This is a genomic window from Rhodococcus sp. NPDC058505, from assembly GCF_042720095.1.
Classification (GTDB): domain Bacteria; phylum Actinomycetota; class Actinomycetes; order Mycobacteriales; family Mycobacteriaceae; genus Rhodococcus_G.
Map to the genome: position 1 here is coordinate 169,554 of NZ_JBHXNB010000001.1, position 18,948 is coordinate 188,501.

The 18,948-nt window shown below is 72.3% G+C and carries 16 protein-coding genes and 1 riboswitch; of the genes, 13 read left to right on the forward strand and 3 right to left on the reverse strand.

What is annotated here, in order from left to right; genetic code table 11:
• The first annotated feature begins 13 nt into the window (after positions 1-13).
• From ACFWPA_RS00715 to ACFWPA_RS00745, 7 genes are all read left to right on the forward strand, one after another.
• Complete coding sequence (locus tag ACFWPA_RS00715; protein ID WP_378569418.1) at positions 14-1,528, forward strand: TldD/PmbA family protein; 1,515 nt, start codon at positions 14-16, stop codon at positions 1,526-1,528.
• A complete protein-coding gene (locus ACFWPA_RS00720; RefSeq protein ID WP_378507141.1) occupies positions 1,525-2,910 on the forward strand; it encodes a metallopeptidase TldD-related protein in 1,386 nt (461 codons plus the stop codon). Before ACFWPA_RS00715 ends, ACFWPA_RS00720 begins: the two co-directional genes overlap by 4 nt.
• Entirely contained in the window at positions 2,907-3,308 is a 402-nt protein-coding gene (locus ACFWPA_RS00725; RefSeq protein ID WP_378507140.1) for a YchJ family protein, read from the forward strand. Before ACFWPA_RS00720 ends, ACFWPA_RS00725 begins: the two co-directional genes overlap by 4 nt.
• 73 nt (positions 3,309-3,381) lie before the next feature.
• On the forward strand, positions 3,382-4,254 hold the full coding sequence (locus ACFWPA_RS00730; protein ID WP_378507139.1) for an SGNH/GDSL hydrolase family protein: 873 nt from the start codon (positions 3,382-3,384) through the stop codon (positions 4,252-4,254).
• A 66-nt stretch (positions 4,255-4,320) separates the two neighbouring features.
• Entirely contained in the window at positions 4,321-5,751 is a 1,431-nt protein-coding gene (locus tag ACFWPA_RS00735; protein WP_378569420.1) for a lipase maturation factor family protein, read from the forward strand.
• 21 nt (positions 5,752-5,772) lie between these two features.
• Complete coding sequence (locus ACFWPA_RS00740) at positions 5,773-6,153, forward strand: RNA-binding S4 domain-containing protein (protein ID WP_378507137.1); 381 nt, start codon at positions 5,773-5,775, stop codon at positions 6,151-6,153.
• A gap of 120 nt (positions 6,154-6,273) precedes the next feature.
• On the forward strand, positions 6,274-7,149 hold the full coding sequence (locus ACFWPA_RS00745) for a hypothetical protein (RefSeq protein ID WP_378507136.1): 876 nt from the start codon (positions 6,274-6,276) through the stop codon (positions 7,147-7,149).
• A gap of 72 nt (positions 7,150-7,221) precedes the next feature.
• On the opposite strand, the gene ACFWPA_RS00750 is transcribed toward ACFWPA_RS00745, so the two are convergent.
• Entirely contained in the window at positions 7,222-7,602 is a 381-nt protein-coding gene (locus ACFWPA_RS00750) for a PPOX class F420-dependent oxidoreductase (RefSeq protein ID WP_378507135.1), read from the reverse strand.
• Positions 7,603-7,829: 227 nt separating this feature from the next.
• On the opposite strand from ACFWPA_RS00750, the gene ACFWPA_RS00755 reads away from it, so the two are divergent.
• Positions 7,830-9,194, forward strand: a complete 1,365-nt coding sequence (locus tag ACFWPA_RS00755) for an MFS transporter (protein WP_378507280.1) — start codon at positions 7,830-7,832, stop codon at positions 9,192-9,194.
• Positions 9,195-9,265: 71 nt separating this feature from the next.
• Here the strand turns inward: ACFWPA_RS00755 and cobN are convergent, their stop codons facing one another.
• Positions 9,266-12,916 carry a cobaltochelatase subunit CobN gene (gene cobN / locus ACFWPA_RS00760; RefSeq protein ID WP_378569422.1) on the reverse strand — a complete coding sequence of 1,217 codons (3,651 nt, stop codon included), beginning with the start codon at positions 12,914-12,916 and terminating at the stop codon, positions 9,266-9,268.
• Positions 12,917-12,982: 66 nt separating this feature from the next.
• Positions 12,983-13,048: riboswitch (cobalamin riboswitch) on the reverse strand.
• An 81-nt stretch (positions 13,049-13,129) separates the two neighbouring features.
• Between cobN and cobG the strand changes: the two genes are divergently transcribed.
• From cobG to ACFWPA_RS00785, 5 genes are all read left to right on the forward strand, one after another.
• Positions 13,130-14,278, forward strand: coding sequence for a precorrin-3B synthase (gene cobG / locus ACFWPA_RS00765; RefSeq protein WP_378569424.1), 1,149 nt, complete (start codon positions 13,130-13,132; stop codon positions 14,276-14,278).
• Positions 14,279-14,296: 18 nt separating this feature from the next.
• Entirely contained in the window at positions 14,297-14,923 is a 627-nt protein-coding gene (locus ACFWPA_RS00770) for a precorrin-8X methylmutase (protein WP_378507132.1), read from the forward strand.
• Complete coding sequence (gene cobJ, locus ACFWPA_RS00775; RefSeq protein ID WP_378569426.1) at positions 14,923-16,410, forward strand: precorrin-3B C(17)-methyltransferase; 1,488 nt, start codon at positions 14,923-14,925, stop codon at positions 16,408-16,410. Before ACFWPA_RS00770 ends, cobJ begins: the two co-directional genes overlap by 1 nt.
• A gap of 129 nt (positions 16,411-16,539) precedes the next feature.
• The gene (locus tag ACFWPA_RS00780) at positions 16,540-16,896 is read left to right on the forward strand and encodes a YciI family protein (RefSeq protein ID WP_378569428.1); all 357 of its coding nucleotides are present in this window, start codon (positions 16,540-16,542) and stop codon (positions 16,894-16,896) included.
• Between the two features lie 97 nt (positions 16,897-16,993).
• Positions 16,994-18,274 carry an RNA polymerase sigma factor gene (locus ACFWPA_RS00785; protein ID WP_378569523.1) on the forward strand — a complete coding sequence of 427 codons (1,281 nt, stop codon included), beginning with the start codon at positions 16,994-16,996 and terminating at the stop codon, positions 18,272-18,274.
• A gap of 1 nt (position 18,275) precedes the next feature.
• Here ACFWPA_RS00785 and ACFWPA_RS00790 read toward each other — a convergent pair whose 3' ends face one another.
• Entirely contained in the window at positions 18,276-18,944 is a 669-nt protein-coding gene (locus ACFWPA_RS00790; RefSeq protein WP_378569430.1) for a TetR/AcrR family transcriptional regulator, read from the reverse strand.
• Positions 18,945-18,948 lie beyond the last annotated feature (4 nt).

An 18,948-nucleotide genomic window follows, 5' to 3' on the forward strand; every position in this document is an offset into this window, starting at 1 on the left:
ATAGGTTGACCGGGTGGCCGCACACGACGTCGATCCGGACTTCCTCACCCTGCCGTTGTCGGCACTCACCGACGCGGCGCTGACGGCGGCGCGGGCCGCGGGCGCCACCCACGCCGACCTGCGGGTGCATCGGCTGCGCACCCAGTCGATCCGGCTGCGCGACGGCGCCGTTCAGTCCGTGTCCGACGCGGACGAACTCGGGCTGGCGGTCCGCGTGATCATCGACGGCACCTGGGGTTTCGCGTCGCACGCCGAGCTCACCGCGGACTCCGCGGCCCGGACGGCGAGGCGGGCGGTGGAGGTCGCGCTGGCGCTGCGATCCCTGAACCGGGACCCCGTCGACCTCGCAGACGAACCGGTGTACCGGGACGCCGTGTGGGTGTCGGAGTACGACGTCGACCCGTTCGCGGTGCCGACCGCCGACAAGGTGGCCCTGCTGGCCGACTACTCGGGGCGACTGTCCGCCGCCGCGGGCGTCGACCACGTCACCGCCAGCGTGTTGCAGGTCAAGGAGCAGACCTACTACGCGGACCTGGCCGGCTCGCGGATCACGCAGCAGCGGGTGCGGCTGCACCCGGAACTGGAGGCGACCGCGGTCGACGCGGCGGCGGGTAGCTTCGAGACGATGCGCACCCTCGCTCCCCCGGTCGGCCGCGGGTGGGAGGCCCTCACCGGCACCGGCTGGGACTGGGACGACGAGCTCGCCCGGATCCCGGAGTGGCTGGCGGAGAAGGTGACGGCGCCGACCGTGACGGCGGGGCCGACGGACCTGGTGATCGACCCCAGCAACCTGTGGCTGACCATCCACGAATCCATCGGGCACGCCACCGAATACGACCGGGCAATCGGCTACGAGGCCGCCTACGCGGGCACTTCCTTCGCGACCCCCGACCTGCTCGGCACGCTGCGGTACGGAACCCCGGTGATGCAGGTGACCGCGGACCGCACCGAGGCGCACGGGCTGGCCACCGTCGGCTACGACGACGACGGTGTGGCCGGGCAGCGTTGGGACCTGGTCCGGGACGGTGTCCTCGTCGGCTACCAGCTGGACCGGGTGTTCGCGCCGCGGCTCGGGTTGTCCCGGTCCAACGGCTGCTCCTACGCCGACTCCCCGCATCACGTGCCGATCCAGCGGATGGCGAACGTGTCGCTGCGACCCGACCCCGACCGGGACACCAGCACCGCGGATCTGATCGCCCGCGTCGAGGACGGCATCTACGTCGTCGGCGACAAGAGCTGGTCGATCGACATGCAGCGCTACAACTTCCAGTTCACCGGCCAGCGGTTCTACCGGATCCGTGACGGCAGGCTGGACGGGCAGCTGCGCGACGTCGCCTACCAGGCGACGACCACCGACTTCTGGGGGTCGATGGAGGCGGTCGGCGGGCCGTCGACGTGGCGGCTCGGCGGCGCCTTCAACTGCGGCAAGGCGCAGCCCGGACAGGTGGCCGCCGTCAGCCACGGCTGCCCGGCCGCGCTGTTCCGCGGCGTCAACGTGCTCAACACCCGAACCGAGGGGGGCCAGTGATCGCCGCACAGGAGCTGATCGAGCAGGCGTTGGCCCTGGTCACCGTCGACGAGGCGATCGTCCTCGTCACCGACGCCGCCGAAACCTCGCTGCGGTGGGCGGGCAGTTCGATGACCACCAACGGGGACGCACGCTTCCGCAGCTGGACCGTCGTCGCGATCGTCCGCGACGGCGGCACGGCCCGCGTCGGGTCCGTCACCTCGTCCAGCGTCGACGCCGACGCCGTCGCAGCGGTCGTGCGGTCCGCGGAGGAGGCCGCCCGCACGGCCCGGCCGGCCGAGGACGCGATGGACCTGATCGGCCCGTCCGGCACCCCCGACCCCGGCTGGGCCGACGGACCTGCCGTCACCGGGGTCGAGGTGTTCGGTGGGCTCGCGGACGCGTTGGCCGCGGGATTCGACCGCGGGACAGCCGGATCCGATGCGGCCGACCGCCTGTACGGCTTCGCGCACCACCAGCTGCACTCCACCTGGCTGGGCACCACCACCGGGCTGCGGCGCCGGTTCACGCAGCCGACCGGGTCGGTGGAGATCAACGGCAAACGCGGCGACGCCAGCGCCTGGGTCGGGGCGGGCACCGTCGACTTCACCGACATCGACGTGCCGAACCTGTTGGCGCAGTTGAGCACCCGCCTCGACTGGGCGGGCAGCACCGTGGACCTGCCCGCCGGACGCTACGAGACGCTGCTTCCGCCGTCCGCGGTCGCGGACCTGATGATCTACCTGATGTGGACGATGGAGGGGCGCGGCGCGCAGGAGGGACACACCGCCCTGTCCCGGGCCGGCGGCACCCGGGTCGGGGAACGCCTGACCGGGCTGCCGCTGACCCTGTTCTCGGACCCGCACTCCCCCGGACTCGAGTACACACCGTTCGTCACGGCGGCCGGATCGAGTGAGTCGGTGTCGGTGTTCGACAACGGCATGGATGCCGGGCGGGTCGACTGGATCCGGGACGGGACGATCACCGCGCTCGCCTATCCGCGGCACGCGGCCCGCGAGTTCGGTGCGCCGGTCGCGGTGCCCGGCGAGAACCTGCTGCTGACCGGCGGCTCCGACGCGACGATCGACGCGATGATCGCCGGCACCGAGCGCGGCCTGCTCCTGACCACCCTCTGGTACATCCGCGAGGTGGACCCGGCGACCCTGCTGCTGACCGGCCTGACCCGCGACGGGGTGTACCTCGTCGAGGACGGGCGGGTGACCGGCGCGGTGAACAACTTCCGGTTCAACGAGAGCCCCCTCGACCTGCTGCGGCGGGTCACCGAGGCGGGCGCAACCGAGGCGACGCTGCCGCGGGAGTGGAAGGACTGGTTCACCCGCACCGCGATGCCGCCGCTGCGGATCCCGGACTTCCACATGTCCTCGGTGAGTGCCGCGCAGTGAGTATCGAGATCCGGCTCGCCGACGACGCCCGCTGCCCGTGCCTGAGCGGCGAGACCTACGGGAACTGCTGCCGTCGCTACCACCGCGGCGGGGTCGACGCGCCGACCGCGGAAACGCTGATGCGGTCCCGGTATTCCGCGTTCGCGGTCGGGGACGCCGACTATCTGCTGCGCACCTGGCATCCGAGCACCCGTCCCGCATCGCTCGACCTCGACGGCGAGCAGCGGTGGCTGCGCCTCGACATCCTCGGCAGGTCCGGGGGTGGCCCCCTCGACTCCGCGGGCACCGTCGAGTTTGAGGCGCACTACCGGTACGGGCGGGCGCGGGAGTCCCTCCACGAGCACAGCCGGTTCGTCCGCGAGCATGGGAAGTGGTGGTACGTCGACGCGTTGGCGTGACGGCGGGCACGCTGTCGTTCGACACGGCAACCACCTCCCCGCCGTCACCGCGTTTGTCGCGGATACTGGCGCCATGAGTTGGTCCGCTGGAGTTCGCGCCGCCATCACCGCTGCGATCGTCGCGACCGCCACCGCGGTGCCGCCGGTGCTCCCGGCCGCGGCCGCCGCCCCGGCGCAACCCGCGGTGCGATACGTCGCGCTCGGCGATTCCCGCGCCGCCGGGCCGTCGCTGGATCGGGTCGCGGACACCAACGGGTGCCAACGCTCGGACCTCGGCTATCCGAACCTCGTCGCGCGGGGGCTGAACACAAGCTCGTTCCGCAACCTGTCCTGCACCGGCGCCCGCACCGAGCACGTGACGACGACGCCGCAGCCGACGTCGGGTGGTGCGGTGCCCCCACAGATCGCGGGGCTGCCGCCGGACACCACCCTGGTGACCCTCAGCATCGGCGGGAACGACATCCGCTGGCCCACCCTGGTTTCCCGGTGCTACGCGGCGGCCCCCGGCGGTGACGCGGGCTGCCGCACCGATCCCGCCCTGGCGCGCGATGCGATGGCGGCGCTGGCGGACCTCGGCCCGAGGGTGTGGTCGACGCTCGCCGCGATCCGGGCGAAGGCGCCAGCCGCCCGCATCATCCTGGTCGGGCACGGCGGGATCGTCGGGGACCGCGGATGCTGGCCGAGCCTCCCGATCAGCGACCCCGACGCCGTCTGGGTCAATGGATTCTTCGCGATGCTGGGCGGGGTGCTGGCGACGGCGGCAGCGACGGCCAGCGCCGAGTACGTCGACGTCGCCGTGTCCTCGCGCGGGCACGACGGGTGTGCCGCACCCGACCAGCGGTGGTTCGAGGGACGCCAGGCCGGCCCGTCCGCGAGCCCGCTGCACCCGAACGCCGCGGGAATGCGGCACATGGCGGATCGGGTGCTTGCCGTGGTGCGCGGCTGAGCATTGCGCCCGCCTGCCGCGTCGCGGGGACCGGAGTACCGTTCGAATCGGTCGCGGCAGGTGGTGATGGACTGGTTCGGCGTCGGGTATCTCGGCCGGTGGCTCTTCACGGAGGGGCTCGCGGTCATCTACCTCGTCGCGTTCGTCTCCGCGGCGCGCCAGTTCCGGGCGCTGCTCGGCAGCCGGGGCATGCTGCCGATCCCCGACCACCTGGCTCGATCGTCGTTCCGCCGGATGCCGAGCATCTTCCACTGGTACTACTCGGACCGCTGGTACGCGGCGGTCGCGTGGGCGGGGGCCGCGCTGGCCGCGGTCACCGTTGCCGGGGTGACCGCGGGACTGCCGCTGCCGCTGTGCATGGCGGTGTGGCTGCTGATGTGGGTGGCGTACCTGTCGATCGTCAACGTCGGCCAGCTCTGGTACGGCTTCGGGTGGGAGTCGCTGCTGCTCGAGGCGGGGTTCCTGGCGATCTTCGTCGGCAACGCCGACATCGCGGCGCCGATCACGATGATGCTGCTGGTGCGGTGGCTGCTGCTGCGCCTCGAGGTCGGTGCCGGGCTGATCAAGATCCGCGGCGACCCGTGCTGGCGGCGCCTGACCTGCCTGTACTACCACCACGAGACGCAGCCGATGCCGGGACCGCTCAGCTGGTACTTCCATCACCTGCCGCGACCGTTGCACCGGGTGGAGGCGGCGGGCACTCACCTCACCCAGCTGGTGGTGCCGTTCCTGCTGTTCGCGCCGCAGCCGATCGCCGCCGGAGCGGCGGGCGTGCTGATCGTGACCCAGTTGTGGTTGGTGGCGAGCGGCAACTTCGCGTGGCTGAACTGGCTGGCGGTGGTCCTCGCCTGCTCGGTGCTGCCGGACGAGGTGCTCGGTCCGATCCTGCCGATCGACGTCCCCGAGCCTGCCCCGACGCCGACGTGGTTCACCGCGAGCACCCTCGTCGTGGCCGCGGGGGTGGCGGTGCTCAGCTGGTGGCCGGTCCGCAACATGGCGGGGCGCCATCAGCTGATGAACGCCTCGTTCAGCCCGTGGCATCTGGTCAACACCTACGGCGCGTTCGGCACGGTGACCCGGGTGCGTACCGAGATCGTCGTCGAGGGCACCGCGGACGACGCCGTCACCGACACCACGGTATGGCGCGAGTACGAGTTCCGGGGCAAGCCCGGCGACCCGCGCCGCAGGCCCCGGCAGTACGCGCCGTATCACCTGCGGCTGGACTGGCTGATGTGGTTCGCCGCGATCTCGCCGAGCTACGGGGACCGCTGGTTCGGCGGGTTCGTCCGGCGCCTGCTCGAGAACGACCCGGACACGCTGACGCTGCTGCACCGCAACCCGTTTCCCGACCACCCGCCGCGTCTCGTGCGGGCCCGGCTGTTCGAGTACCGGTTCACCGACCGCGGCACCCGGCGCGCCACCGGGCGCTGGTGGGAGCGGGAGCTGATCGGCGTGTGCCTGCAGCCGGTGAGCCTGGCGCGTTTCGGGCGTTCCTGACCGCGTCGGTAACCTGGCGGTGTGTCAGATTCCTCGGGTGTGCGTCTCGACAGCTGGGTGTGGTCGGTGCGGCTGTTCAAGACCCGCTCCGCGGCCGCGGCGGCCTGCCGGTCCGGGCACGTCCGGGTCAACGGGTCGTCCGCCAAGCCCGCCCAGCTGGTTCGGGTCGACGACGAGATCCGGATGCGGGTCGGGGGCCGGGAACGGATCGTGGTCGTTGCCCGGCTGATCCGGAAGCGGGTCGGGGCACCCGAGGCCGCGCTCTGCCTGATCGACCGGTCTCCCCCACCGCCGCCGCGTGAGGTGCTGCTCGCGGTGCCGCAGCGGGACCGCGGAACCGGCCGCCCGACGAAACGTGAACGGCGCGAACTAGATCGGTTGCGCGGGTTCAACGAGGACTAGGCGCACCGTCGAGCGCAATCATTCGCCCATTTCGTCACTCCTGGACCCGTGTCCATGTCATGCTTCCCGCCGCCGCTGGCGCCCGCCGCGGCATGGACGGCAGTGAGCGAGGTGCGGTTGATGTTCGATCAGGTCGGCAGTCGACGGGAGCGGAGGCGCGGACCGAGGCCGGTGCGCGCGGCCGCGGTGGTGGCTGCCGCGTGCACCGCGACCGGGATCCTCGGCGCGGGCGGGGTGCACGCCCAGCCCACCGCGAGCACCGGGTGCGGCGTCGCGAACGGGCACACGACGTGCGCGTACGACAGCCTGCACGGGATCGAGGAGTACTTCCTCGACATTCCGGCGGACGTGGTGTCGGTGCATGTGATCGCCGAGGGCGGCAGCGGTCGGGGCGCGCAGGGCGGTCGCGGCGCGATCGTCGAGGGCGACGTGTCCGTCACCCCCGGCTCGAAGCTTTACGTGGTGATCGGTGACGGCGGCGGCACCGGGGCGAACAGCGGCGGCGGCTACTCCGCGGTGAGCACCGTCCCCCTCGACGAGGGCCCGGCCGCGCTCGCCGCCCGCCTCGTCGTCGCCGGCGGTGGCGGCGGATCCGGCACCGGCGCGGGCGGCGATGCGGGCGCCACAGCTCCCGGTGGCGGATCCGCGGGCACCGACGCCGCGGGCGGGGCGGCCGGCCCCGGCGGCACCGCGGGCGCGCTCGGCGCGGGCGGCACGGGCGGCACGGGCGGTGGCGGTGGCGGTGGCCTGTACGGCGGTGGCGGCGGCACCGCGGGCGGCGGCGGTGGATCGTCGCTGGTTCCCGACGGCGGGTCGATCAAGCTGTCCGCGCCCGGGTATCGCGCCAAGCTGTCGATCTCGTACACCTCGGAGTCCGCCCTCGGGAGCAGTTCCGGAAGCGCCGACTCCGGCAGTGCGGGCAGCTCGGATTCCGGCAGTGCGGGCAGCTCCGGCACCGGCAGCGCGGGCAGCTCCGACCTGTTCGGCAGCAGCTGACCCCGGACCGCACCGATCGACCGCGGCCGCCATCCCCCTGGGTGGCGGCCGCGAGGCGGTTACGTGCACGGGTCAGGCGGCGGTGACCGCCAATCCGACCGTGCCGGTTCTGCCCCGGCGCAGCAGGCTGCCCTTCATCGTCAGCCACCCGAGGATCCCGTACCGTTTCGCGATGGCGTCGCGCGCATGGTCGCTGCCCGAGAGGTCGAGGATTTCGGCGCTCGCCTCGACGGCCGCGCCCTTCGGGTTGCCGCGGGCGTCGCACGCGGCGACCGTGACCCGGGGGTTGCGCCGGATCCGCTTGACCTTCCACGACTCGGTGACCGTCCACATCAGCAGCCGGTCCCCGTCCGCCGCCGCCCACAGCGGGGTCGGCACCGGCGTACCATCGTTGCGGAACGTGGTGAGCAGGACGTACTTCGCCGCGGCGACGTCGCCGAATGAGGCACTCATGACAGCATCCTAGGGGCTGTGGTCCCGGTCACCGGGACGCCGTCCGTGTGAGATTCCGTAAAACCCTACTTTGGCCAGGTGCAGGCGTGGGGGTTTCGGCTTGCGGGAATTTCCTTTGACTGACGGCAGACGGGTATCACGTGACAACAACAGACCAGATCCGGGCCGAGGAGGCGCCGGGCAGCGGCCGCCGCAGCGGCTGGTATGACCGGCAGCGGCCGGCCTGGGTGATCATCGCGGTGCTCGTCGCGGTGGAAATCATCAGCGCGTTCGAGACCTCGATGGTGTATGCCGCGATCCCCACGTTCATCACCGAGTTCAACAGTGACGCCGCGACCGTCGGCTGGGCGGTGACGGCGTTCCTGCTGGTGGCGGCCGCGTCGGCGGCGGTCTGCGGGCGCCTCGGCGACATGTACGGTCGCGAACGCGTGCTGGTCGTGCTGCTCGCCGCCGCCGCGGTCGGGTCGGTCGTCAGCGCCGTCGGCGACAGCATCGGCTGGATCATCGCCGGGCGCGCCATCCAGGGTGTGGCCGGTGCGATCCTGCCGCTGTGCATCGGCCTGGCCCGCGAACACCTGCCCGCGGCGCGGGTCCCGGTCGCGGTCGCGATCATCTCCGGTTCCGCGGTCGCCGCCGGTTCCGCCGCGCTGCTGATCGCGGGCATCATGCTCGACCACGCGACCTGGCACATGATCTTCGTCGTCGCCGCGGTGTACGCGGTCGGCGCGATCGCCCTCGTCGTGTTCGTGCTGCCGTGGCGCAGGCCGACCGGGACGCGGGAGACCGTCGACTACGTCGGCGCCGTCGCGTTCGTGCCCGCGATCGCCGCGGTCCTGCTCGGTGTCAACAAGTCCACCACCTGGGGGTGGACCGATCCCGCCACGCTCGGCCTGGTGCTCGGCGGCGTCGCGGCGCTGGTGCTGTGGGTGCTGTGGGAACTGCGCACCACCTCGCCGATCGTCAACATCCGGCAGTTCTCGAACCGCAAGTTCTCGCTGACGATGCTCGCGACGTTCGCGATCTCGATCGGCCCGATCGGCGTGACCACGATGATCATCCCGATCGTCCTGCAGTCCCCGACCGACGCGCCGATCGGTCTCGGCCTGACCCCGACCAACGCCGGATGGCTGTCCTTCGCCGGGTCGATGTTCGGATTCGTCTGCACCCCGCTCAGCGGCCGGATCGCCGCCGCCGTCGGCGCCCGCGCCTCGATGCTCCTCGGCAGCGTCCTGTTCCTGATCGGCAACCTGATGCTGTTCGTCTTCCACGATTCCGTCGTCGGCATGATGATCATGGTCATCACCGTGTCGGTGGCGACGGCCTTCGCCTACACCGCGCTGCCGAACCTGCTCGTCGAGGCGGTCCCCGAGCACTCCACCAGCGAGGCCACCGGAACCAACGCCGTCATCCGCACCGGCGGCAGCGGCATCGGTGTGTCGATCGCGACGATGATCCTCACCAGCACCGCACTCTCGAGCGGCCTGAACACGACCAGCGGCCTGAACGCGATCGTCGCGATGCTGACGGTGACGTCCATCGCCGCGATCGGCTTCACCCTGCTGATCCGCCGCGGCAAGGCGACCATCGCCTGACGCCGTGGTGTGACCCGAAAAGGGGCCGAACCGGAATTCCGGTTCGGCCCCTTTCGGCTGTGTCCGCCGGGTCAGCGGTCCTCGAGGTCGCCCTCCGACTCGAGGTACACCTGCCGCAACCCGGCGAGGACCTCCGGATCGGGCTCCTCCCACATCGTCCGCTCCACCGCCTCGAGCAGACGCTCGGCGATCCCGTGCAGCGCCCACGGGTTCGACTTCTCCATGAACTCGCGGTTCTGCTGGTCCAGCACGTACGTCTGCGCCAGCTTCTCGTACATCCAGTCCGCGACGACATTGGTGGTGGCGTCGTACCCGAACAGGTAGTCCACCGTCGCGGCCATCTCGAACGCGCCCTTGTAGCCGTGCCTGCGCATCGCCTCGAGCCACCGCGGGTTCACCACCCGTGCCCGGAACACCCGGGCGGTCTCCTCGGACAGGGTGCGGGTGCGGACCGCGTCCGGCCGGGTGCTGTCCCCGATGTACGCCTCCGGATCCTTCCCGGTCAGCGCGCGGACGGTGGCGACCATGCCGCCGTGGTACTGGAAGTAGTCGTCGGAGTCGGCGATGTCGTGCTCGCGGGTGTCGGTGTTCTTCGCGGCCACCGCGATCCGCCGGTACGCGGTGCGCATGTCGTCGCCCGCCGGGGCACCGTCGAGGCCGCGACCGTACGCGTAGCCGCCCCACGTGGTGTACACCTGCGCCAGGTCGGCGTCGTCGCGCCAGTTCTTCGAGTCGATCAGCTGCAGCAGGCCCGCGCCGTAGGTGCCCGGCTTGGACCCGAAGATGCGGGTGGTGGCGCGCCGCTCGTCGCCGTGCTCGGCGAGGTCGGCCTGCGCGTGCGCGCGGACGAAGTTCCGATCGGCAGGCTCGTCGAGGGCGGCGACCATCCGGACCGCGTCGTCCAGCAGGGCGAGGACGTGCGGGAACGCGTCCCGGAAGAAGCCGGAGATGCGGACCGTGACGTCGACTCGCGGGCGACCCAGCTCGTCGAGCGCAATCACCTCCAGCGAGGTGACGCGCCGCGACGCCTCGTCCCACACCGGCCGCACACCGAGCAGCGCGAGCACCTCGGCGATGTCGTCGCCGGAGGTGCGCATCGCGGAGGTGCCCCACACGCTCAGGCCCACCGACGTCGGGTACGCGCCGTGGTCGGCGACATACCGGGCCAGCAGCGACTCCGCCATCGCCTGCCCGGTCTCCCACGCCAGCCGCGACGGCACCGCCTTCGGGTCGACGGAGTAGAAGTTGCGGCCGGTGGGCAGCACGTTCACCAGCCCCCGCAGCGGCGACCCGGACGGCCCGGGTTCGATGAACCGGCCGTCGAGGGCGCGCAGCACCTGCTCGATCTCGCGTCCGGTCCCGCGCAGCCGCGGCACCACCTCGGTGGCCGCGAACTCGAGCACCGTGACCACGTCGTCGCCGTGCTCGGCACCGATCTCCTTGGCCCGCGCGGGATCCCATCCGGTCGCCTGCAGGGCGGCGACCAGGCCGTGCGCGGTCTCCTCGATCTCGTCGACCCGGCCGCGGTTCTCGTCGCCCGCCTCGCTGAGGCCGAGCGCCTCCCGCAGGCCGGGGACGGTGCGCTCGCCGCCCCACATCTGCTTTGCCCGCAGCACCGCCAGCACCAGCTCGACCTCGGCGTCCCCGTCCGGGGCCTGCCCGAGGATGTGCAGCCCGTCCCGGATCTGCACGTCCTTGATCTCGCACAGCCACCCGTCGACGTGCAGCAGCATGTCGTCGAAGACGTCCTCCTCGGGGCGTTCGGCGAGCCCGAGGTCGTGGTCCATCTTCGCCGCCCGCATCAGCGTCCAGATCTGCTGCCGGATCGCGGGCAGCTTCGCCGGGTCGAGCGCGGAGATGTTGGAGTGCTCGTCGAGGAGTTGCTCGAGCCGGGAGATGTCGCCGTACGACTCGGCGCGCGCCATCGGCGGGATCAGGTGGTCGACGAGGGTGGCGTGCGCGCGGCGTTTCGCCTGGGTGCCCTCGCCGGGGTCGTTGACCAGGAACGGGTAGATCAGCGGCAGGTCGCCGAGGGCGGCGTCGGTGCCGCAGGAGGCGGACATGCCGAGCGTCTTGCCGGGCAGCCACTCCAGGTTGCCGTGCTTGCCGAGGTGCACGATCGCGTCCGCCCCGAACCCGCCCGCCGCGGTCTCCGCGGCGAGCCAGCGGTACGCGGCGAGGTAGTGGTGGCTGGGCGGCAGGTCCGGGTCGTGGTAGATCGCGACCGGGTTTTCGCCGAACCCGCGCGGCGGCTGCACCATCAGCACCACGTTCCCGACCCGCAGCGCGGCGATCACGATCTCACCCGCCGGGTCGGCCGACCGGTCCACGTACAGTTCACCGGGCGCGGCACCCCAGTGCTCCTCGACGCCCTCCCGCAGGTCCGCGGGCAGGGTGGCGAACCACTCCCGGTAGCGGGCCGCGGAGATCCGGATCGGGTTGCCCTCCAACTGCTCCGCGGACAGCCAGTCGGGGTCCTGTCCGCCCGCGGCGATCAGCGCGTGGATCAGCGCGTCGCCGTCGCCGGACTCCAGTCCGGGCAGCGCGTCCTCGCCGTCGCGCGGCCCGAGGTCGTAGCCGGCCTCCCGCATCGCGGTCAGCAGCGCGATCGCGCTCGCCGGGGTGTCCAGGCCGACCGCGTTGCCGATCCGGGCGTGCTTGGTCGGGTACGCGGACAGCATCAGCGCGATCTTCTTGTCGGCGTTGCGGAGGTGCCGCAGCCGCGCGTGCCGCACCGCGATCCCGGCGACCCGGGCGGCGCGCTCCGGGTCGGGGACGTAGGCGGTCAGGCCGTCCTCGTCGATCTCCTTGAACGAGAACGGCACCGTGATGATCCGGCCGTCGAACTCCGGCACCGCGACCTGCGTCGCCACGTCCATCGGGGACAGTCCGTCGTCGTTCGCCTCCCACCCGTCGCGGCTGCCGGTCAGGCACAGGCCCTGCAGGATCGGGATGTCGAGCGCGGCGAGCGCGGTGACATCCCACGACTCGTCATCCTCGCCGGCGGACGCTCCCGCCGGCTTGGTGCCGCCAGCGGCGAGGACGGTGACCACCATCGCGTCCACCGTCGACAGCAGTTCGAGCAGCTCCGGTTCCGCGGTGCGCAGCGACGCGCAGAAGATCGGCAGCGGGGTCGCGCCCGCGTCCTCGATCGCCCGGCACAGCGCCTCGACGTACGCGGTGTTCCCGGCCAGATGCTGCGCCCGGTAGTACAGCACCGCCACCGTCGGCGTCCCCGCCTGGTTCCCTAATGTCACATTGGGGTCCGTCAAGTGACCCGATGTGACATTAGGGACCGTGCGGTCGAGGACACCCCAGGTGGGTGTGTGCGCGGCAGGCTCGAAGCCGTGGCCGGTGAGCAGCACGGTGTCGGACAGGAAATGGTGCAGCTGGCGCAGGTTCTCGGCGCCGCCCTCCGCGAGGTAGGTGTGCGCCTCCGCGGCGATGCCCGCCGGGACCGTCGAGCACTCCATCAGCTCGGCGTCCGGGGCGAGCTCGCCGCCGAGCACGACGGTCGGCAGCCCGGACGCGAGGACCGCGTCGATGCCGTCCTCCCAGGCCCGGCGGCCGCCGAGAATCCGGACCACCGCGAGGTCGACGCCGTCGAGCAGGCCGGGGAGGTCGTCCACGAGCAGCCGGGCGGGATTCGCCCAGCGGTAGTCGGCGCCGCTGGCACGGGCGCTGAGCAGGTCGGTGTCGGATGTCGACAGCAGCAGGATCACGCAGGCCTCCTCGGGGTTTCGCGCCCCGTTCGGATTCGGTTCGGTTCGGTTCTGCGGCAGTGGAGGGTCTGACTTCCCGGCCGGGTGACCGGGTCACAGTGGCGCGACCGCACCGGAGTTCCACCGGCTTCCTCGTGCACTGCCGCATTCGCCGGTGATGGTACCGGCCCACGCCGCTCGCCCCGCAGGCTCCGCCCCGTACCCTGGACGGCGATGTCCGGTTCCGATGATCCCCGCTCCCGCCCCGACGCCTGCCCGGGAGCGCTCCAGGTGCACCGGGCCGCGGACGGCGCCCTGTCCCGGGTCCGGTTGCCCGGCGGCACGATCACAGGCCCGCAGCTCCAGGTCCTCGCCGACGCGGCCCGCGACCTCGGCGCCGGTGAACTCGAACTCACCTCCCGCGGCAACATCCAACTGCGGGCCGTCACCGACCCCGACGCGTTCGCGGTCCGGCTCGCCGCGGCGGGGCTGCTGCCGTCGGTCAGCCACGAGCGGGTCCGCAACATCCTGGCCACCCCGCTGTCCGGGCGGATCGGTGGGTTCGTCGACGTCCGCGGCTGGGTGGCGGACCTCGACGCCCGGCTGTGCGCCGACCCCGACCTCGCGGACCTGCCGGGCCGGGTGCTGTTCACGCTCGACGACGGGCGCGGCGACGTCACCGCGCTGGGCGGCGACCTCGGCCTGCACGCCGTCACCCCGGCCGAGGTGGCGCTGATCCTCGCGGGCCGCGACCACGGGATTCGCCTGCCGGTCGGGGACGGGGTCGCGACCTTGACCGCCGCGGCGCGGGTGTTGCGGGAGATTCGCGGAACCCGGTGGCGGCTGCACGAGGTCGACGACGGGCCGCGCCGCGTGCTCGATCTCCTTGGCCTGGCGCCTGCGGCGGCGGCGCTCGACCTGGCAGCCGACTCCCCCGGTCCGATCGGGTGGCTCGACCAGCCCGACGGCCGGGTCACGCTCGCGGCGGGCCTGCGGTACGGGGTGCTGCCTGCGCGGTTGGCGGACTTCCTGGTCGCGGTCGAGCATCCGATCTCGGTCACCCCGTGGCGGTCGGTGCTGCTGCACGACCTCGACGAGGGTGTCGCCGAGCAGGTGGTTCGGGTGCTCGCGCCGATGGGGCTGATCTTCGATGCCGAGTCGCCGTGGCTGCAGGTCACCGCCTGTGCGGGACGCCCCGGCTGCGCGAAGTCGCTGGCCGACGTCCGCGGCGACGCGACCGCGGCGGTGCGGTCCGGTGACCTGCCCGCCCCGGGCCGCCAGCACTGGTCCGGGTGCGACCGCCGGTGCGGCCGCCCCCGCGGTGAGGTGACCGACATCGTCGCCACCGGTGACGGCTACCGGGTGGATCCCCCGACACCCTGACCCCATATCGTGGAACACATGACCGAGTACATCCGCGACGGCGCCGAGATCTACCGCCAGTCGTTTGCCACGATCCGGGCCGAAGCCGACCTGACGGGGTTTCCCGCGGATGTCTCGCAGGCGGTCGTGCGGATGATCCACGCCTGCGGTCAGGTCGATCTGACCACCGATGTCGCGTTCACCCCCGGTGTGGTGTCCACGGCCCGCCGGGCGCTGCGCACCGGCGCGACGATCTTCTGTGACGCCACCATGGTCGCGTCGGGGGTGACCCGGAAGCGGTTGCCCGCCAAGAACGACGTCGTGTGCCTGCTCGGCGACCCGCGGGTTCCGGTGATCGCTGAGCGACTCGGCAACACCCGGTCGGCGGCGGCGCTGGAACTGTGGGGACCGAGGCTCGAGGGCGCGGTCGTCGCGATCGGCAACGCACCCACCGCGCTGTTCCACCTCCTCGACATGATCGACCAGGGCGCACCGAAGCCGGCGGCGATCATCGGCTGCCCGGTCGGGTTCATCGGCGCCGCCGAATCCAAGGAGGACCTGATCGCCCGCGCCGGCGACATCGACTACCTGGTGGTGCGGGGCCGGCGCGGGGGCAGCGCGATCACCGCCGCCGCCCTCAACGCGATCGCCAGCGAGGTCGAGTGATGGCGGGCACCCTCTACGGCATCGGGCTCGGGCCCGGCGACCCGGAACTGGTGACGGTCAAGGCCGCCCGGATCATCGGCGAGGCCGACGTGATCGCGTTCCACTCCGCCAGGCACGGCCGCAGCATCTCCCGCGCCGTCGCCGCCCCGTACCTGCGGGACGGGCAGATCGAGGAGCACCTCGTCTACCCGGTGACCACCGAGACCGTCGACCATCCCGGCGGCTATCAGGGCGCCATCGACGACTTCTACGCCGAGGCCGCCGCGACCCTCGCCGCGCACCTTGCGGCGGGTCGCACCGTGGCGCTGCTCGCCGCCGGGGACCCGCTGTTCTACAGCTCCTACATGCACATGCACAAGCGGCTGTGCGACCGGTTCGACGCCGAGGTGATCCCCGGCGTCACCTCGATCAGTGCCGCGTCCGCGGCGCTGGGGGTGCCGCTCGTCGAACGCGACGAGGTGCTCACCGTACTGCCCGGCACCCTGCCCGCGGAGGAACTCACCCGCCGACTCCGGGAGACGGACTCCGCGGCGATCCTCAAGCTGGGGCGCACCTTCCCGACCGTGCGACGGGCCCTCGCCGATGCCGGTCGGCTCGCGGAGGCGTCCTACGTCGAACGCGCCAGCACCGCCGGGCAACGGGTGCAGCCGCTCGCCGACGTCGACGAGACGGCGGTCCCGTACTTCTCGATCGCGATCGTGCCCAGCCCGTCGAACAACCCGGCCGCGCAGATCCGTCCGGGCTCCGGTGAGGTCGTGGTCGTCGGGCTCGGGCCCGGTGATGACGCGTGGACCACCCCGGAGGTGCGGGACGCGCTCGCCGGCGCCACCGACATCGTCGGCTACACCACCTACGTGAACCGGGTGCCGGTGCGGCCCGGGCAGCACCGGCACGCCAGCGACAACAAGGTCGAATCGGAGCGGGCCGCAATGGCCCTCGATCTCGCGAAGCGCGGCGCCCGCGTCGCCGTCGTGTCGTCCGGTGACCCCGGCGTTTTCGCGATGGCAGCGGCGGTCGTCGAGATGGCGGGCGACGAGCAGTGGCGGGACGTGCCGGTGCGGGTGCTGCCCGGGTTGACCGCCGCGCACGCCGTCGCCAGCCGGGTCGGCGCCCCCCTCGGCCACGACTACGCGATGATCTCGCTGTCGGACCGGCTCAAGCCGTGGGACATCGTCGCCCAGCGGATCTCCGCGGTCGCGGCCGCCGACATGGCAATGGCGATCTACAACCCGGCGTCCCGCTCGCGGACCTGGCAGGTCGCGGCGATGAAGGACCTGCTGCTCGAGCACCGCTCCCCCGACACCCCGGTGATCGTCGGCCGCGACGTCGCGGGCCCCGAGGAGAGCGTCCGGATCGTGCCGCTCGGCGACCTCGAACCGTCCGAGATCGACATGCGGACCCTGCTGATCGTCGGCTCGTCGCAGACGGCGGTCGTCGAGTCGGGCGGTGAGCGGAAGGTGTTCACGCCGCGCCGCTACCCGGGCTGAGCGGGCCCGACGCCGCCACGCTGGCGGCCGCGGGAAGAATTTTTCCGGGCGGTGTCGAATCCGGTGGGCGCCGTTCGACTCACAGGTAGACGGCGGGGACAGGCCCCGCCGGACACCCAAGGAGTCATCATGCCCCGCTACCTGTCCCTCATCCGCGTCGACGAGCGCACCGGCCCGGCCGACGGTCCGAGCCCCGAACTGATGGAACGGATGGGGGCGCTGCTCGAGGAGATCACCAAGGCCGGGGTCATGCTCGAGACCCAGGGCCTGACACCGAGCTCGGAGGGCACCCGCGTCACCTGGTCCGGTGGTCAGCTCAGCTACACCGACGGCCCATTCACCGAAAGCAAGGAGGTGGTCGGCGGCTACGCGATCATGCAGTGCAAGGACAAGGCCGAGGCACTCGAATGGTCGCGGCGATTCCTGCAGGTTCATGAGGAGTATTGGACGATCACGCTGGAGCTGCGGCAGATCGCCGAGGAGTGAGCTTGCGAACTCCGCATTTGCACCGAGGAGTGAGCTTGCGAACTCCGCGTTTGCACCGAGGAGTGGGCTCTTGACCGGTCCCCACGGGTCTGCTGTCATCGGACCCGTGGGGACGCCGCCGGTGCACGAGGTCGTCGAGACGGTGTTCCGGATCGAGTCGGCCCGGATCATCGCGGCCGCCGCCCGGATCGTGTGCGATGTCGGGCTGGCCGAGCAGGTCGCGCAGGACGCCCTCGTCGCCGCGTTGGAGCAGTGGCCGGTGCGCGGGATTCCGGATCAGCCGGGTCCGTGGCTGATCTCCACCGCCCGGCATCGCGCCGTCGACCTGGTGCGCAGGGAGCAGAACTATGCCCGCAAGCTCGCCGAGGTCGGGCGGACGCTGGACGAGCAGTGCGCGCCGGAGCTGCCCGACCCGGACGCGATCGATGACGACCTGCTGCGGCTGATCTTTGTTGCCTGCCATCCGGTGCTGTCGACGACGGCCCGGATCGCGCTCACCCTGAAGCTGCTCGGCGGTCTGACCACCGGTGAGATTGCCCGCGCGACGCTCAGCGCCGAGGCGGCGGTCGCACAGCGGATCGTGCGGGCCAAGCGTGTTCTTGCGGCGCGTCGGGTGCCGTTCGAGGTGCCGACGGGTGCCGAGCGCGCCGCCCGGCTGTCGTCGGTGCTGGAGGTCATCTACCTGATCTTCAACGAGGGCTACTCGGCGACCGCCGGTGACGACCTGCTGCGGCCTGCGCTGTGCGAGGAGTCGCTTCGGCTGGCCCGGGTGCTGGCGGCGTTGCTGCCCGCCGAACCCGAGACGCACGGGCTGCTGGCGTTGCTGAGCCTGCAGGCGTCCCGCAGCGGCGCGCGGGTCGACGCCGCCGGGGCGCCGGTGCTGCTCGCGGACCAGGACCGGGGCCGCTGGAATCGGCTGCTGATCCGGCTCGGCATGGAGTCGTTGCTGCTGGCGGGGACGGGACCGTATTCGCTGCAGGCGGCGATCGCCGCCTGCCATGCCAGGGCCGCCCGCTTCGAGGACACCGACTGGGCGACGATCGCGGTGCTGTACGAGCGGCTGTACGCGGTGTCCCCGTCCCCGGTGGTGCTGCTGAACCGGGCGGTCGCGGTGGCGCAGGCGGACGGGCCGCGGGCGGCGCTGGTGCTCGTGGACGCGCTCGCCGACGACCCGGCGCTGCGCGGCTATCACCTGCTGGCCAGTGTCCGCGGCGACCTGCTCGCCCGGCTCGGACGCGACGATGCCGCCCGCGCCGAGTTCGTCCGGGCCGCCGACCTGACCCGGAATCGGGCCGAGCGTGCCCTGCTGCTGCGGCGCGCCGATGCGGTGGGCGACGCCGACGGTCGGGGCCGGTCGGGCGGGGCGGGTGTGCGCTGAGTCAGGAGGGCGCGGCGCTGCCGTCCCAGTGGGCACGGGCGGCGGCGAACAGGTTGACGCACACCGCGACGAGGTCGTCGGGGTCGTCGCGGCTGCCGTCCATCAGCCAGTCGGCGAGGAGGTGGTTGACGCCGCCGACCAGGGCCGTTGCGGTCAGCTGCTGGGTGCGTCCGGGCGGTTGGGTGCCGCCGGCCGCCCAGATGGTCAGCACGGTGTCCACGAAGTCGCGCAGCACGCGGTGGCGGCGCCGCTCCATGTCCGGTGAGACGCCGACGACCTCGATGAGCACCACCCGCGCACGGCGCGGGTCGACGGTCAGGTGTCGGATGAAGGCCTCGAGTCCGGCCGCGGTGAGTGCGTCGAGATCCGGTCCCTCCTTGCCGAGTGCGGCGAGGGTCGCCGCGTGCATCGCCGCGGACAGGTCGTCGTACAGCGCGGCGAGGCAGACCTCCTTGGTGGGGAACGACTCGTAGAAGGAGCGCTCGGTGACGGCGGCGCCGCGGCAGATCTGCTTGATCGACGTCGGCGCATAGCCTGCGGTGCCGAACTGCTCCAACGCGGAGTCGAGGATCGCGGACCGGCGTGCCCGTTGCCGTTCGTCGGGGGCGAGACCGGAGTACCGGCGGCCGGGTGGTTTCGGGTCCGGGTGCGTCACGTCGGATCCTGTCATGGGT

Coding starts and splice junctions, on each gene's coding strand:
- ACFWPA_RS00730 (WP_378507139.1), top strand. CDS start 3,382: ATGAGTTGGTCCGCTGGAGTTCGCGCCGCCATCACCGCTGCGATCGTC.
- ACFWPA_RS00780 (WP_378569428.1), top strand. CDS start 16,540: ATGCCCCGCTACCTGTCCCTCATCCGCGTCGACGAGCGCACCGGCCCG.
- ACFWPA_RS00790 (WP_378569430.1), bottom strand. CDS start 18,944: ATGACAGGATCCGACGTGACGCACCCGGACCCGAAACCACCCGGCCGC.
- ACFWPA_RS00735 (WP_378569420.1), top strand. CDS start 4,321: ATGGACTGGTTCGGCGTCGGGTATCTCGGCCGGTGGCTCTTCACGGAG.
- ACFWPA_RS00750 (WP_378507135.1), bottom strand. CDS start 7,602: ATGAGTGCCTCATTCGGCGACGTCGCCGCGGCGAAGTACGTCCTGCTC.
- ACFWPA_RS00770 (WP_378507132.1), top strand. CDS start 14,297: ATGACCGAGTACATCCGCGACGGCGCCGAGATCTACCGCCAGTCGTTT.
- cobG (WP_378569424.1), top strand. CDS start 13,130: ATGTCCGGTTCCGATGATCCCCGCTCCCGCCCCGACGCCTGCCCGGGA.
- ACFWPA_RS00745 (WP_378507136.1), top strand. CDS start 6,274: ATGTTCGATCAGGTCGGCAGTCGACGGGAGCGGAGGCGCGGACCGAGG.
- cobJ (WP_378569426.1), top strand. CDS start 14,923: ATGGCGGGCACCCTCTACGGCATCGGGCTCGGGCCCGGCGACCCGGAA.